This window comes from Aquamicrobium segne (assembly GCF_042656785.1).
Taxonomy (GTDB): Bacteria; Pseudomonadota; Alphaproteobacteria; order Rhizobiales; family Rhizobiaceae; genus Mesorhizobium; species Mesorhizobium segne.
The window spans coordinates 1-15,251 of record NZ_JBHSLL010000004.1; the positions used below are offsets into that span (position 1 = coordinate 1).

Annotated in this window: 11 protein-coding genes and 1 pseudogene; 3 read left to right on the top strand and 9 right to left on the bottom strand. The window is 55.1% G+C overall.

All coding sequences use genetic code 11. The annotated features are described in order from the left end of the window. From ACFPLB_RS01225 to ACFPLB_RS01240, 4 genes and pseudogenes are all read right to left on the bottom strand, one after another. Window positions 1-718, bottom strand: a pseudogene (locus ACFPLB_RS01225) (Mu transposase domain-containing protein); the annotation flags it as partial. Between the two features lie 90 nt (window positions 719-808). Beyond that, window positions 809-1,540, bottom strand: coding sequence for a DUF7946 domain-containing protein (locus ACFPLB_RS01230; RefSeq protein ID WP_378227430.1), 732 nt, complete (start codon window positions 1,538-1,540; stop codon window positions 809-811). Between the two features lie 232 nt (window positions 1,541-1,772). Beyond that, window positions 1,773-3,143, bottom strand: coding sequence for a nucleotide sugar dehydrogenase (locus ACFPLB_RS01235; RefSeq protein WP_378227431.1), 1,371 nt, complete (start codon window positions 3,141-3,143; stop codon window positions 1,773-1,775). Between the two features lie 87 nt (window positions 3,144-3,230). Then, window positions 3,231-3,680, bottom strand: a complete 450-nt coding sequence (locus tag ACFPLB_RS01240) for a YcgN family cysteine cluster protein (RefSeq protein ID WP_378227438.1) — start codon at window positions 3,678-3,680, stop codon at window positions 3,231-3,233. 195 nt (window positions 3,681-3,875) lie between these two features. Between ACFPLB_RS01240 and ACFPLB_RS01245 the strand changes: the two genes are divergently transcribed. Continuing rightward, complete coding sequence (locus ACFPLB_RS01245) at window positions 3,876-5,585, top strand: OmpA family protein (protein WP_378227432.1); 1,710 nt, start codon at window positions 3,876-3,878, stop codon at window positions 5,583-5,585. 161 nt (window positions 5,586-5,746) lie between these two features. Here the strand turns inward: ACFPLB_RS01245 and ACFPLB_RS01250 are convergent, their stop codons facing one another. The 4 genes from ACFPLB_RS01250 to ACFPLB_RS01265 form a co-directional block, all read right to left on the bottom strand. Beyond that, window positions 5,747-6,034, bottom strand: a complete 288-nt coding sequence (locus ACFPLB_RS01250; RefSeq protein ID WP_378227433.1) for an HlyU family transcriptional regulator — start codon at window positions 6,032-6,034, stop codon at window positions 5,747-5,749. A 117-nt stretch (window positions 6,035-6,151) separates the two neighbouring features. After that, entirely contained in the window at window positions 6,152-8,158 is a 2,007-nt protein-coding gene (gene rpoD, locus ACFPLB_RS01255) for an RNA polymerase sigma factor RpoD (RefSeq protein WP_378227434.1), read from the bottom strand. Between the two features lie 408 nt (window positions 8,159-8,566). Next, complete coding sequence (gene dnaG, locus ACFPLB_RS01260; protein ID WP_378227439.1) at window positions 8,567-10,549, bottom strand: DNA primase; 1,983 nt, start codon at window positions 10,547-10,549, stop codon at window positions 8,567-8,569. A gap of 142 nt (window positions 10,550-10,691) precedes the next feature. Next, entirely contained in the window at window positions 10,692-11,126 is a 435-nt protein-coding gene (locus ACFPLB_RS01265; RefSeq protein WP_378227435.1) for an RcnB family protein, read from the bottom strand. Window positions 11,127-11,532: 406 nt separating this feature from the next. Between ACFPLB_RS01265 and ACFPLB_RS01270 the strand changes: the two genes are divergently transcribed. Next, a complete protein-coding gene (locus ACFPLB_RS01270) occupies window positions 11,533-13,206 on the top strand; it encodes a Na/Pi cotransporter family protein (protein WP_378227436.1) in 1,674 nt (557 codons plus the stop codon). Here the strand turns inward: ACFPLB_RS01270 and ACFPLB_RS01275 are convergent. Beyond that, window positions 13,190-13,639: a GatB/YqeY domain-containing protein gene (locus ACFPLB_RS01275; RefSeq protein WP_378227441.1), complete on the bottom strand. Its 450-nt coding sequence runs from the start codon at window positions 13,637-13,639 to the stop codon at window positions 13,190-13,192. The genes ACFPLB_RS01270 and ACFPLB_RS01275 overlap by 17 nt on opposite strands. Window positions 13,640-13,911: 272 nt before the next feature. Between ACFPLB_RS01275 and carA the strand changes: the two genes are divergently transcribed. Then, window positions 13,912-15,114 carry a glutamine-hydrolyzing carbamoyl-phosphate synthase small subunit gene (carA, locus tag ACFPLB_RS01280; protein ID WP_378227437.1) on the top strand — a complete coding sequence of 401 codons (1,203 nt, stop codon included), beginning with the start codon at window positions 13,912-13,914 and terminating at the stop codon, window positions 15,112-15,114. Window positions 15,115-15,251: the final 137 nt, after the last annotated feature.

The following is a 15,251-nucleotide window of genomic DNA, read 5'->3' on the forward strand; positions in this document are numbered from 1 at the left end:
CGCTACAACAACAATGCGGTCCGGATAAACCCTGACGCTGACCGGTCTGTTGGCGAAAGAGGCCGGCACACTGTAGCGATTGCGTTCGAGATGGATCAGACAGGTGGGCGAGACCCGCTTGGTGTGTTCGACGAACCCGTCAAAGGCCCGCGGCACAGCCATCAGGAACTGGGTCTCGACCCGCCAGGCATCAGCAATGGTGCCCGGTTCAACGCCGTGAGAGGTCTCCTCCCACAAGCTCTTGCACCGATGCTCGAGCCAGATATTCAACTCCTCAAGCGAGTTCGCGTGCGGTATCGGCTGGAAAAACCGGTGCCGCATATCAAGCACGTTCTTTTCCACCAATCCTTTCTCCCAGCCCGCAGCGGGATTGCAGAATTCGGGCTCGAACACAAAGTGACTGGCCATGGCCGAGAACCGGGCATTGACCTGCCGGGCCTTGCCACGTCCGACCTTGTCGACCGCCGTGCGCATATTGTCGTAGATGCCGCGCCGGGGCACACCGCCCAGCACTCTCAGCCTTCAGCCAGCCCGATAGCTTCTCGGCAAACGAATCGATCTTGCTCGGCCGCTCAGGTACCTTGAACTTCGGCTCAACCGTATCGGACCGAAGATATTTGCGAATGGTATTCCGGGACAGGCCGGTGCGCCGTGCAATCTCCCGGATCGAAAAACCATCCCGGAAATACCAGCGCCGGATAACGCTCAAAAACGCCATGTCCAACACTCCTTAATCTCCTGCCCAAAACGAGCAGGATAGCGTTCAAACATGGGTCAAATCTCAGTGGAAAAATCCCCCAATCCCGGGTCAGATCTCAGCGGAAATCAACAGAACGGTCTTGCCAACATCAGGCAAGTATACTCTCCCATTTCCAGTGTTGGCATTAAACGCACCGACGCTAACGGATCTGGTTTTTTCATCACCTCGGAGGTCGGCATTCACATATGCTTTGGTGATGTGATCGAGTGCAACTAAGGGAGTATAACCCTTCTTAATTGTGATGGTGCTTGCACCTTCTCCAATAATATTATGTGCTCGCTTCATTGAGGGTTCAATTTTGTCGACCAAAGCCTCTAAATCACCGGAAGGCAGCCCTTTCAGCCAATCCTCTTCCTTCTTAGTCATGTTAACCGCGAGTCCGCACACCTCTTTGACCGACTTTACAATAAGCGCGTTGACGGCCTGACTGACAGAATTAACAGCATAGACCCCTATGACAGATGTTAGAAAGATGCTCTCGGGCTGGGTAACCATGACCCAAAGTTCGGTTAGGAAGCTGCCTTGTCGAGGAGGTCGCAAGTATGTGCGGATACGGGGCGATAGGCTGCCGCGAGATCGAATTTCGCCGGTTGCAGCATAGTTCGTTACTAGAGCGACAGACCAAGTAAGGCCCTCAAGTGAACTGGCCCCTTCGTGCGCGGGTAAGCGATAATAATCAGCGTCCCCGCCCTCAAAGACGAGCTTGTACTTTATTTGAACTGACATAACCCCTCCGCCGGTCCCCGCACGGATCGTGCTGGATAGGATTGCAGCGGTCAAGAAGGCTTTACCCGATCACTTGGCTATAATTTTATATCTTGGGAAAGATTGAACCGTCTCGCTGCCAAGCGAGTGGTTTTAGTGGGACAGATGATCAGGAAAACACAATGATTCTAGCAATGCGGTATTGTCCCACCTATGGCTGAAAACCAAGGTATTGTGGGGTTGCCTGAAATCCTCCGGGCCCACCATTTTCTCCAAAGCCTGTCCACTTTTTCCGGGCAAGTCCAGGTTACGCCTTCACGATCTTTTCTGAGATCAGGCCATGGCGGGCACAGGCGTTGCGGGTGTCCACCACCAGTTTTGCATTTTCCAGCACCATGCCATAATCAACCCCGTCATGGTCAGTGGCGATAAGCACGGCATCATAACTTGCAACCGAACTGACTGTCAGGCTGATCGACCGGCGACCGGCCAGACCCGGATGCTCGCGCGACATGGTAAGCTCGGCAATATGGGGATCGTGATAATCCGTACTTGCGCCACGCTCCTCAAGCAGATCGATCAGCTTGAGGGAGGGGCTTTCGCGCTTATCATCAACATTCTTCTTATAGGCAACACCCAGGACCAGCACCCGTGCGCCATTCAACCCGCGCCGCAGATGCTCATCCATGGCACGCGCTATCTTGTCCACCACACGGCGCGGCATCGACGTGTTGATTTCCCCCGCCAGTTCGACAAAGCGGGTGGAAATCTCATATTCACGCGCTTTCCAGGTCAGGTAAAACGGATCGATCGGAATACAATGGCCACCCAGACCCGGCCCCGGATAAAATGGCATGAAGCCAAATGGTTTGGTTTTGGCGGCATCGATAACTTCCCACACATCAATGCCCATCGCCTCATAGACAATCTTTAGCTCATTCACGAGCGCGATATTGACGGCCCGAAAAATGTTTTCGGTCAGCTTTACCGCCTCCGCGGTCGCCGTGGAAGATACCGGCACGGTGCGCGCCACCAATGCGCTGTAAAGCGCATCCGCCAGCGCCATCGCAAGCGGGCCATCTCCGCCCACCACTTTCGGGATTGTCGATGTGCCATAGTCCGGATTGCCCGGGTCCTCCCGCTCCGGCGAGAAGGCAAGGAAGAAATCATGACCGCTTTTCAAGCCGCTTTCTTCCAGAATGGGTCGCAGCACCTCATCCGTAGTTCCAGGATAAGTGGTTGATTCCAAAACAATCAATTGCCCGGCACGCAAATATTGAGCCATCACGGCGGCTGTGCTGCTAACAAAAGACAGATCCGGTTCACGATGGCGTGTCAACGGCGTCGGCACACAAATAAGCACGGCATCAGCCTCGCTCAATCGTGAAAAATCAGCTGTCGCTTCAAAAAGCCCCTTGTCAGAGGCCTGTTTCAACACGGCGCCATCAATATGCCTGATCATGGTTTCGCCAGCATTGATGCATTCAACACGATCCACATCAATGTCGAAACCCAGCACAGCAAAACCAGCCTGTGTCGCCGTGATTGCCAGCGGCAAGCCGACATAGCCAAGGCCAATGACCCCTACCCGCGCCGTGCGTTCACCTATTGCCGCACTTAATTTCTTGAAAACTGCATTTTCTGGCAGTTCAGCCTGTTCCAATGCGGGTGGCGGCATTCAAAAATCCTTATAGCCCGACTATTCTGGGTGCATATAAATACCCATTTGAAGTAAGGCAAAATATATTTTCAGCCTGTTTATCTTTCAGGGCTCTTCTTCCAGAACATAATCGAAATAATCTTCAATCCTTTTAAGATCATTTTCCCTGGCCTGCACCCGCCCCTGAATGGAAGTGCCAGCTTCATGTACTGTATCGGCGCTGCCTGAAACCAGTCTGTGCCACCAGTATAAATCCTGCCCCTGCGCCACCAGCCGATAAGCACAGGTGCTCGGCAGCCAGGTGATGGTGCGCACATTCTTTGGCGTCAGGGCCACACAATCGGGAACTTTCTTAAAGCGGTTCTCATAATCGGAGCAGCGGCAAGTCTCCGCATCGAACAGGCGACAGGCAACACTGGTCCAGTAAATCTCACCCGTATCGTCATCTTCCAGCTTGGACAGGCAGCATTTGCCACATCCATCACATAGCTGCTCCCATTCGGTCGCGCTCATTTCTTCAAGCTGTTTGGTTTTCCAGAATGGCAATTTTTCCATAGGTTGCATGTGGCGCGTAAGGCGGCCAAGGTCAAGCCAGCCGGAAAATGAACATTCCCGCACCATGGTTTTGACCATGATTTGCCTTATCCCTGCTTCAGGATGGCAAGCTGTTTTGTGACAAACAATCGGAACCAAAGATAAAGCCGCAGGTTTCGACAGAGACAAAACGCACGGTTCAAGGAGAGCGACACCATGAAACGCCACCCTCATATTCTTGCAGGAACAGCAATTGGCCTGTTCATGGCCGCAACGCCGCTGGCGGCTCTGCCACTTGCATCACAACAAGATTTCACATCCGAAATTTTTAGCCAGCCATTTTTTGGCGAGCCATTGCTGCTGGCGCAAGCAGAATGTGAGGAAGGTGACGAAAATTGCGTACAGGATCAGGATCGCAACATGGCAGAGCCGCAGGCTGAACCACAAGCGACCCCAGAGGCCACCCCTGAGGCCACCCCTGAAGTCGAAAGTGCGCCTGAAGAGGCAATCCCTGAGCCTCAAACACAAGAGCAGGCAACCGAACCTGAAGCCCAGCCGGAACCTGTACCCGAAGAAATCCCCGTTCCAGAAGCAGCACCTGCACCTGAAGATATTCCAGTCCCTGAGGTTGCTCCTGTTCCTGAAGAAGTTCCTGTTGAGGCAAACAATCCACGCCGTGACCGGCAACGACAAGACAGAACTGAAAAACAAACACCTCAGTCTGAGCCGGATCAGGAAGAACCCGCGGCCCAAGCTGAGCAGTCTGAGCAGTCTGAGCAGTCTGAGCAGTCTGGCGAAAGCCCGGCAGAAGCCGAGACGGTCAATCCCGCCGACACCCCTGTTCTGGACAGCCAAAAGGGTCAATCCAAACAGATGATGGAGCAACGACCCGGCAACGAAAGACAGGCCGAAAAACAGCGGCAGCCAGTCAAGGACAGCCCGCCCCCTGCAGATGACCAGGCAGCCCAGCAAGCAATTGCGCCAGAAAAAATCGTGCCGATCATCGAGGAAAAAGGTACACGTCGCGACCGCGCTCCAGACGAACGCCGTCGCGAGCGGCCAGACGGAACCGATGTTCTGCGCGAGATTGGCAACCGTGTCATTCTCCAGCTTGGCGGCCAGACTTTTGTCGAAAGCGATGATCGCCCCCGCATGACCCGCAATGCCCGTGATGTCTATTATGAAGACCTGCCACGCGGCCGCACCCGCGAGGTCATCATGCGTGACAATGGCACCCGGATCGTCACCATCCGCAATCGCACCGGCGACGTCATCCAGCGTTCGCGCATCATGCCCGATGGCCGCGAATATATTCTCAACTATGTTGATCAGCGCCATTATGAGGATATGCGCAACTGGCGCGATCCCGGTCAGGACCTGCCGCCCCTTCACCTGAATATCCCGCGCGATGATTACATTCTAGAATCGCGGCGCGCGCGCAATCCGGATGTCTATTATGACTTTCTGGAACAGCCCCCCGTGGAACGTATCGAGCGTCTTTATTCGATTGACGAAGTCAAGCGCTCGGCCCGGGTGCGTGACATTGCCCGGCGTATCGACCTCGACACGCTGAATTTCGAGTTCGGCTCAGCCTCCATCAATGAGGGAGAGGTCAACAAGCTGGACGGCATTGCCATTGCCATGGAACGGATGCTGGACAAAAACCCGGCTGAAACCTTCCTGATCGAAGGCCATACCGATGCGGTCGGTTCTGATGAGGCCAATCTGGCCTTGTCAGATCGTCGGGCCGAAGCGGTGGCAGAAGCGCTGAGCGGCGCCTTTGGGGTTCCCCCGGAAAATCTGGTCACGCAGGGCTATGGCGAATCCTACCTCAAGATCAACACACAATCGCCCGAGCGTGAGAACCGGCGTGTCACGATCCGCAGGATTACGCCATTGGTGGCGCCTATCGCGCGCGCTGATTAAAGCATGATCCCAAAAAGCTGCAGACTTTTTGGGATCATGCGTATAGAGAAACTTAAAGCGTGTTGCATGAATCTAAAAAGTTGCGACACGCTTTAAATCTTTATTTTTACGCATGTCTTTATCTCGAAACTGGTTCTCAAGTCTCGAGAGACAGGCTCTAATCAATCAAAAATGCTGTCGCCTTGTTCATCGACAATCTGAATACCTTTGCGGATCGATATGTCAGCCGCATCATCAAGGCTGGGAAAACGGTCGGCGCGAATGAATTTATGCTCTTTCACCATACCGTCAATCTCCCGGGAAACCACTCCACTGGTCTGGTATTGGCCATCGGCCTTGTAGGGCATGGCGACAATGGTAAAACCCTTATGCTCGACCTGCCGGGCCGGCTTGGGCTCCTCCACCTGTTGCGCGCCCCCGCCACCAAAAAGTCGTTTCAGAAAAGACATTCAAACCTCATTCATCCATATCAGTGCAGCACAGAGCATTTTGCAAGACAGGCTTTAAAACACAAGGGCCGGACATCTGCCCGGCCCTTTTGTCAATCCCTGCAAAAAAACACGCCATCAGCTATCGAGGAACGAACGCAGCTTGCGCGAACGGCTCGGATGCTTGAGCTTGCGCAGCGCCTTGGCCTCAATCTGGCGGATACGCTCACGTGTCACCGAAAACTGCTGGCCCACTTCCTCCAGCGTATGGTCGGTGTTCATGCCAATGCCAAAGCGCATGCGCAGCACACGCTCCTCACGCGGCGTCAGCGACGCCAGCACCCGCGTCGTCGTCTCACGCAAATTGGCCTGAATGGCGGCATCAATCGGCAGAATTGCGCCCTTGTCCTCAATGAAGTCGCCAAGGTGGGAATCTTCCTCATCGCCCACCGGCGTCTCAAGCGAAATCGGCTCCTTGGCGATCTTGAGCACCTTGCGCACTTTTTCGAGCGGCATGGCCAGCTTTTCAGCCAGTTCTTCAGGTGTTGGTTCACGACCGATTTCATGCAGCATCTGGCGTGAGGTGCGCACGATCTTGTTGATCGTCTCGATCATATGCACCGGAATGCGGATGGTGCGCGCCTGATCGGCAATCGAGCGGGTGATGGCCTGCCGGATCCACCATGTGGCGTAGGTCGAGAATTTGTAACCGCGCCGGTATTCAAACTTGTCCACCGCCTTCATCAGGCCGATATTGCCTTCCTGAATGAGGTCAAGAAATTGCAGGCCGCGATTGGTGTATTTCTTGGCAATGGAAATGACGAGACGCAAATTGGCCTCCACCATTTCCTTCTTGGCGATGGCCGCCTCGCGCTCGCCCTTTTGAACCTGATTGACGATCCGACGAAATTCAGCGATCGAAATGGCGGTTTCGGTCGCCAGTTCCTGAATTTCACTGCGAATTTCAAGGATCGCGTCCTGCTTGTTCTGGTGAAATTCTTTCCAGCCACGACCGGGAAGTTCGCCAATCGCCATTGCCCAGTTGGAATCCAGTTCAGACCCCTGATATTCTTTCAGGAATTCCTCACGGCGCACGCCAAAGCTCTCGGCAAGCCGCAAAAGCTTGCCTTCATTTTGCACCAGCCGCTTGTTGATGTCGTAAAGCTGCTCCACCAGCGCCTCGATGCGCGCCTGATTGAGCGACAGCGACTTCACCGCCGTAATCAGTTCGTCCTTCAACTCCTTGAGGCGGCGGCTCTGGCTTGGTGAAAGCGTGCCCGCATCGGCCAGCCGGTTTTCCACCTGCTGATCCTGCAATTTGCGCAGCTTCTTATAGGTATCGGCAATGACATCAAGAGTTTCCATGACCTGTGGCCGCAACTCCGCCTCCATGGCGGCCAGCGACAGGTTCACTTCATCTTCTTCTTCCTCATCATCTTCCGTGGTGCCCTCGCCACCGACATTGGTAATGTCATCATCGCGGCGTCCGCTGCGCCCACGCGCCTCTTCCGGCTTGGGCTTGCCCGCATCTTCCTGGCGCTCCACCACGGGCGCCTGTTTGGCTTCCGGGCCGGCATAGGTGGCTTCAAGATCAATGATCTCGCGCAGCAAAATCCTTGCCTCATTCAGCTCATCGCGCCAGATGATGATCGCCTGAAACGTCAGCGGGCTTTCACAAAGCCCGGCAATCATCGTCTCGCGACCAGCCTCAATGCGCTTGGCAATGGCAATTTCGCCCTCCCGCGACAGAAGCTCCACCGTGCCCATTTCGCGCAGATACATGCGCACCGGATCATCAGTGCGATCGGTCGGCTCTTTCTTGGTTGCGGCGACAACCGCAGTGCCGGTCTGTTCGGCCACTTCCTGCGGGTCTTCCGGCGAGCTTTCGGCCTCTTCCTCGGCCTGCTCATCATCTTCCACGACATTGATGCCCATATCGGACAGCATCGCCATCGTATCTTCGATCTGCTCGGACGTAACCTCTTCGGAAGGCAGAACCGCGTTCAACTCATCCATGGTCACATAGCCGCGTTTCTTCGCGAGCTTGATCATTTTCTTGACAGCATCGTCGGAAAGGTCGAGCAATGGGCCGTCGGTCGTGCCCTCGCGTTCGTTCTCGACGTCTTCCTTTTCCTTTGTCGCCATTCTTCTTCTGCCTCCAGACGGCTGTTTTAAGCCGCGAAATCCAAACCTTGCTGCGCAAACATGCTCACATGTCGCGTTCAAGCGCCCTGTGGCTCAACAGCTACTTTTCCCGCCGAATACGGATATCCTGAATTTTCAATCGAATCCTGAAATCCACCTTGCATCAAACGGCATTTTGTATCTGCCTTCTATTCGTCAACGTTTTGTCGAATTAAAGCACATTGGTTCACAATGAATGAGAATCGACGTGATTCTGTCATTATACTGTCAGGTCAAGGGCCTGTGACATGATTCGCCTGTAAAAAGCGAATCAATTGCCTCAAAATGCCCTTTGCCTGCGCCGCAACACAGTTTTAAGGCCCATATAAAGGCGCTGATCACCATCAGCGGCATTCAAGAAACCAGCCTTCAACTCCTGCCAGCACGACCTGACAACACGCCAAACCCTTCGATCAAAGCCTCCGTTGCCTGCACGTCCCGAATTTGCGCCTGAATTTCAACAAGGCGCTGATAATTTTCATCCGTGGGGTCGCTGGCAAGGGCAGCTTCAGCATATTTAAGCTCTTTATGTAGAGTGCGCGCGCTGCGGTGCAAGTGCAGGGCCTGTGCAAAAGCATCGCGCGCATCATCCAAAGCCGCCTCTTCCAGCGCCGGCCACTGGCGCATGCGGCGCATCAACGCCTCGGCGCGCACCCATATGTCACCATGGCCTGCCTGTTTAATGGCTTCAATAACCATGCGCCGGTCATTGGCCATATCAAGCGCCAAAGCGTCCAGAAGGGCGATGTGCAGCTTGCGCAAATCACTATTGGCAAGGTCAAGAAATTCGACATGGGCAAAAAATTCGTCAATCAGCGCCGGATGGTTGATCAGCGCCACCACAATGCTTGCCTCACGCACGGTCATGACTTCACCACCGCGCTTCAAAAGTGCTGAACGGCCAAGACTTTCAGTTATGCCGCCACTTGCGCCTGCCCCGGCCCGCCGTGACCATGGGCCTGTTCCTTGCGCATTGCTGCCAGTTCTGTGGCCATACTGTCCCCTCTGCCCCTGACCTCGTCCCTGACCCTGGCCCCACCCTTGGCCTTGCCCCTTCTGGCGGCGCTGATTGCCAAAAAAGCCTTGCACACGATCGCGCATATCCTGATTATAATGAAAGCGCACCGTCTCATCGCGAATACGGCTGGTCAGGTCGCGCAGCGTTTTTTCAAGTTCTGCCCGGCGCTCAGGCGTATCGAAATTAACGCTGGACGTTTCGCGCATCCATAAAAGATCAGCCAGCGGCCTTGCCTCGGCAAGAACTGCCCGCAAGGCGTCTGCCCCCCCGTCACGCACCAGATCATCCGGGTCCTTGCCTTCCGCCAACAGGGCAAAGCGGGCGGTCTTGCCCGGCCCGATCATCGGCAAGATCAGATCGGCCACCCGCCACGCCGCCTTAAGCCCCGCACCATCGCCATCAAAACACAAGATCGGTTCACCCGACATGCGCCATAACAATTCAAGCTGGTTTTCGGTCAGCGCGGTTCCCAGTGGCGCAACAGCATTTTCAATACCGGCCTGCGCCAAGGCAATGACATCCATATAGCCTTCGACAACCACCACGGTTTCGCCACGCGCCACCGCCTTGCGGGCACGGGCAAAATTGTAAAGCACATTGCCTTTGTGAAAAAGCTCGGTTTCAGGCGAATTGAGATATTTGGCCAGCGCATCGGGCGACATGGCCCGGCCGCCAAAGGCAATGATGCGCCCGCGTGAATCGGGAATCGGAAACATGATGCGATCACGAAACCGGTCATAAGAAACCGGAATATCAGGCCCATGGATGACAAGGCCGCAGGCCTCGATATCCTGCCTGTCCACCCCGCGCGCCGCCAGATATTGCTTCAGCGCATTGCGGCTTTCAGGCGCATAACCCAGCCGGAAGGATTGCTGCGTGGCAGCCGACAATCCACGATCGCGCAAATAGGCACGGGCCCTTGCCCCGTCTGCTGCCTGCAATTGCTCCTGGAAAAAAACCGTCGCCATTTCCATGATGTCGGTCAGCCCTGCGCGTTGTTTTTCACGCTGTTCGGCCTGCATATCACGCGCTGGCAATGGCACACCGGCCATATCGGCAATGCGCTCCACCGCCTCGGGAAAACTCAGGCCTTCCAGTTCGGTCAGGAATTTGAAATGATCGCCAGAAGCGCTGCACCCAAAGCAATGGTAGCGGCCCTTGCTGTCCTCACAATGGAAACTGGGTGATTTTTCGCCATGAAACGGGCAGCACGCCCACCAGTCGCCCTTGGGCGCATTGGTCTTGCGTCTGTCCCATGTCACACGCGTCCCGATCACCGATGAAATCGGTACCCGGTCGCGTATCTCATCAAGAAATGCAGGCGAAAAGCGCATTGGAAAACTGCTCATTTTCCTGACATATAGACCGCCACAGCGCGCAAGACGACTCCCGGCCATCACTATGTCCGGTATTCACAGGCAAAAAACGAAAAAGGACAGCACAAGGCCGCCCTTTCCAAGGTTTTGCCAGAAATATTTACCGGGCAGCAATCACACCCGCAATCAGCCCTGTAGCAAGGCTCAACAGCAAATAATCATTATCCACCTTGATCCATTGCTGCCCCGGACCCGGACGCTTCAGGCCATAGCGGTGATAATCACGCACCGGCGCATGACGGCGCCAATCGGAATAACGCTGGCCGCGCTTCCAGTCATGGCGCTTGTGCACATGATGTTTCGGCTTCTTCACCGTCTGCTTGCCATAGCGGTTATGGCTGCGCTTATTGTCATATTTATAGGCCTGCTTGTTGTATTTTGGCCCATTATTATGCCTGGGCGCAGGCTTGCGATAATCGACCTGCACAAACTCTGCCTGCGGTGTGGCCGGACGATTAAGAGGTGCGGCCTGCCCCTGAAGCGAGGTGGCGGCCAGCATGGAGACCGTCAGAATGGAAAGAATGATGCGTTTCATAAAAGGCGCTCCTGTGTTGTTTCTAACCTGAGAAATAGAGCGCGCCACATGAACCGGAACTGAACACGCCTGTTACAGTTTCGTAATGAAATCCAACTGTTGCGACCATTTTCCGATTCTATTTCTCAAGAAAATACTATGAGCTCTGCTTGCTTGTCCCATTGCAATTTCCGCCTGCCTTGCGATGGTGCGGAAATTCGGTCACATTGTCAGGCTGACTGAATGATTTTGATTGCCCGACTCACATGTCGGCACTGGGTACTCCCGCCATGCTTGTCTATCAAACCTCCCGCTGCGCCGGTCGCACGCTGTGTCTTTCGTGGCCGCATCAAAATACGGCCGCAGCATTTTGTCATGCCAAGACCCTTGCCCGGGCCTTTTCCGGGACCTTTACTGGGGCCTTTGCATGACCGGGTCCGTTGTCCTCATTCATCTGGCTGGCGCGGTCGCCTTGATGCTCTATGCCACCCGTCTGGTTAAAACCGGTGTGGAGCGCGCCTATGGCGATGTGCTGCGCCACAAGCTGCGCGCCACCTTGAAAAATCCATTTATGGCAGTGCTGGCGGGCACGGGGCTTGCCATTGCGCTGCAAAGTTCAACCGCTGTCACCCTGCTGATCGGCTCCTTTGCCGGGGCAGGTCTTGTTTCAGGCCTTGCCGGACAATTAGCGGTGCGCGGCGCAGAAATCGGCTCAGCGCTGGTCGTCAAGCTGCTCACCTATGATCTGACCCTGCTCGTGCCTTTATGCCTCATTATCGGAACCTTTTTGTTCATGGCCACCGAAAGCCGTGACTGGCGTCAAAAGGGCCGGATTCTCGTCGGCATCGGCTTGCTGATCCTGTCGCTGGAAATGATCGGGCAGGCATCAGAGCCGCTGCGCGAAAGCGCATTGATGCCGATCATCCTCAACTATTTCTCCAATGATCCGATCACCGCCTATCTGCTGGCAGCGCTTGTGACCTGGCTGTTCCAGTCTTCCATTGCCGCCGTCATCCTGATGGCGACCATGGCCGGGCGCGGGCTGATTACGCCAGAGCTTGGCGTGGTGCTGGTACTGGGCGTCAATCTGGGCTCTTCCATCATTGCTCCGATGCTAACCCGCAATTCCGAAGCCGATGTGCGTGTCGTTCCGGTCGGCAATTTGCTGATGCGTGGCGTCGGCTCCATCATCATGCTGGCGCTGGTGATGATTTTGGAACCAAAGATCGACTTTTTAGGCGGCACGGCATCAGACCAGATCGTCAACGCCCATATTCTGTTCAACGTCATCATCCTGCTCGCCGGACTGCCACTGGCCGGTCTTGTCTATCGCGCGTCCAAAAAAATTGTTGCCCTTAGCGCTCCACAAGCCGAGGAACCGGAACAGATCACAGAGCTTTCAGCCCTGTCAGAAACTGCCCTTTCCAGCCCCCCACAGGCCCTTGCCAATGCCACACGCGAGGTTGTGCGTGTGTGCGAAACCGTGGAGATCATGCTCCAGCGCATTATTGAGCTTTATGAAAATGCTGACGAGGACAAGATCCAGGCGCTGGCCGCACTCGATGACCGGGTTGATGAGCGCCATGCCGCCATCAAGATCTATCTGGCCAAGCTGATCCGCAATTCACTGACCGAAGATCAGGCGCTGCGCTGTCAGGAACTGATCGGCGCCTGCGTCAAGCTTGAGCAGGTAGGCGATATTATTGTGCGCAACATGCTCATTCATGTGCGCAAGAAAATAACCAAGAATCTGGAATTTACGCCGGAAGGCTGGAAGGAACTGACTGCCTTCCACGCCGCTGTACTGGCCAATGCCCGCCTTACTTTCAATGTGCTGGTCTCGCGTGACACCGAAACGGCACGACAGCTTGTTCAGGAAAAAGACCGGCTGCGCGATATGGAGCGCGACATCAGCCAAAACCATTTCCTGCGGCTGCGTGACGGCACGCTGAAGTCGATCGAGACCAGTTCCATCCATCTGGATACGCTGCGGGATTTGAAACAGATCAATTCTCTGCTGACCTCGATCGTTTATCCGGTTCTGGAAGAGCGCGGCCTGCTGCGTGGCTCACGCCTCAAAACGGTTAAAGCAAGCTCTTGATCAGGGTGCTTGCCTTGCCGAAATCCATCTGTCCGGCATGGTTTTCGCGCAAAAGCGCCATCACCTTGCCCATATCCTTCATGCTGGCCGCCCCGACTTCAGCAATGGCTGCGCGAATTGCCGCTTCCGTTTCCGCCTCATCCATCTGTCGGGGCATGAAATCGCGGATAACCATAATTTCTTCACGCTCCTTGGCGGCAAGCTCGGGGCGCGCACCATCGTCAAACGCCTTGGCCGAATCTTCACGCTGCTTCACCATTTTAGCCAGAAGCTGGGCCAGTTCATCGGCACCGGCTGCGTCCTTGCCCACACCACGATTGGCAATATCGCGATCCTTGATGGCTGCCTGAATCAGCCGCAGCGTTAAAAGGCGCGACTTGTCGCCCGCCTTCATTGCTGTTTTTACCTCGTTCATCAGCCGTTCGCGCATGATCTGTTCTCCTTGATACATGTCGGAATAAAGCATGTTTTCACACGCCGAAAGCTGATTTTAAGCAGCAACACATAATTCCAGAGCCAGAAAATCTGTCATCTGGTTCTACATGGTGTTGACCCAAGCCTTTGTCTCCCCTATCTCGAAACCTTAGCATGAACAGAGCACTTTGTGCGCGCAGGTTGCGAAGGGTCGCTGCCGCGCGTTTTGTGCCGCGGATAGACGGTCGGACACCGCATGTCTCGCGCAAAGTTTCAAGATGGAGCGCCGCCATGGCCAGCACTGCCCCCTGGGTTTTACAAAAACCGACCGCCCTTCTCGTTCTGGCCGACGGAACGGTAATCGAGGGAAACGGCCTTGGTGCAACTGGTGAGGCAATTGGTGAAGTCTGCTTCAATACCGCCCTTACCGGCTATCAGGAAGTTTTGACCGATCCCTCTTATGAAGGCCAGATCGTGACCTTCACCTTCCCCCATATCGGCAATGTCGGGGTTAATGAGGAAGATGAAGAAAGCCTTGGTTCCATTTCACGCACAGGCGCAGTCGGCACAATTTTCAAGGCTGATATTTCCACACCGTCCAACTATCGCGCCACCAGCGACCTTGATGCCTGGCTGAAAAAACGCGGCATTATCGCCATGTCGGGTATCGATACCCGCGCCCTGACCGCAATGCTGCGCGAAAAAGGCGTGGTTGACGCTGTTATCGCCCATTCCCCGGATGGACATTTTGATATTGAGGCTTTGAAGAAAAAGGCTGCCGGCTGGTCGGGCCTTGTTGGTCTTGACCTTGCAAAACAGGTTACCGGCGGCAAGACCAGCCAGTGGGAAGAAACCCCATGGGTCTGGAATGAGGGCTATGGCGAGGTGGATGCAGCTTCCATGCACATTGTTGCCGTCGATTTTGGCGTCAAGCGCAACATATTGCGCCTGCTGGCCGGACTTGGAGCCAAAGTCACCGTCGTGCCCGCCACCGCTTCGGCTGAAGATATTCTGGGCTTGAAGCCCGATGGCGTTTTTCTTTCCAACGGCCCGGGCGACCCTGCGGCCACCGGTGAATATGCCGTGCCGATGCTGCGTGAACTTTTGAAAACCGATATTCCGATCTTCGGCATCTGCCTTGGCCACCAGATTTTGGCGCTCGCAGCCGGAGCCAAAACGGTAAAAATGCACCAGGGCCATCATGGCGCAAACCATCCGGTCAAGGACCACACCACCGGCAAGGTCGAGATCGTGTCGATGAACCATGGTTTTGCGGTTGAAACGGCCTCACTGCCCGAGGGTGTAAAGGAAACACATATTTCCTTGTTCGACGGCTCAAACTGCGGTCTGACCCTTACCGGCAAGCCGGTGTTTTCCGTGCAGCATCACCCCGAAGCCTCACCCGGCTCGCAAGATTCGCATTATCTCTTTCGCCGCTTCGCCAATCTGATCCGCGAACGCAAAGGCGAACCGGCCCTGACCGAGCGGGCCTGACTGTTTGCCTCCAGATGGTGATTTAGAGCCTGTCTCCCGAACCGGAAACCAGTTTCGGGAGATGGGTTCTAGGTTGTGGTGACGATTTAACTATCTGAGCCATATTGCGATTGCAGCGAGTTTGACGAAGCCCATGA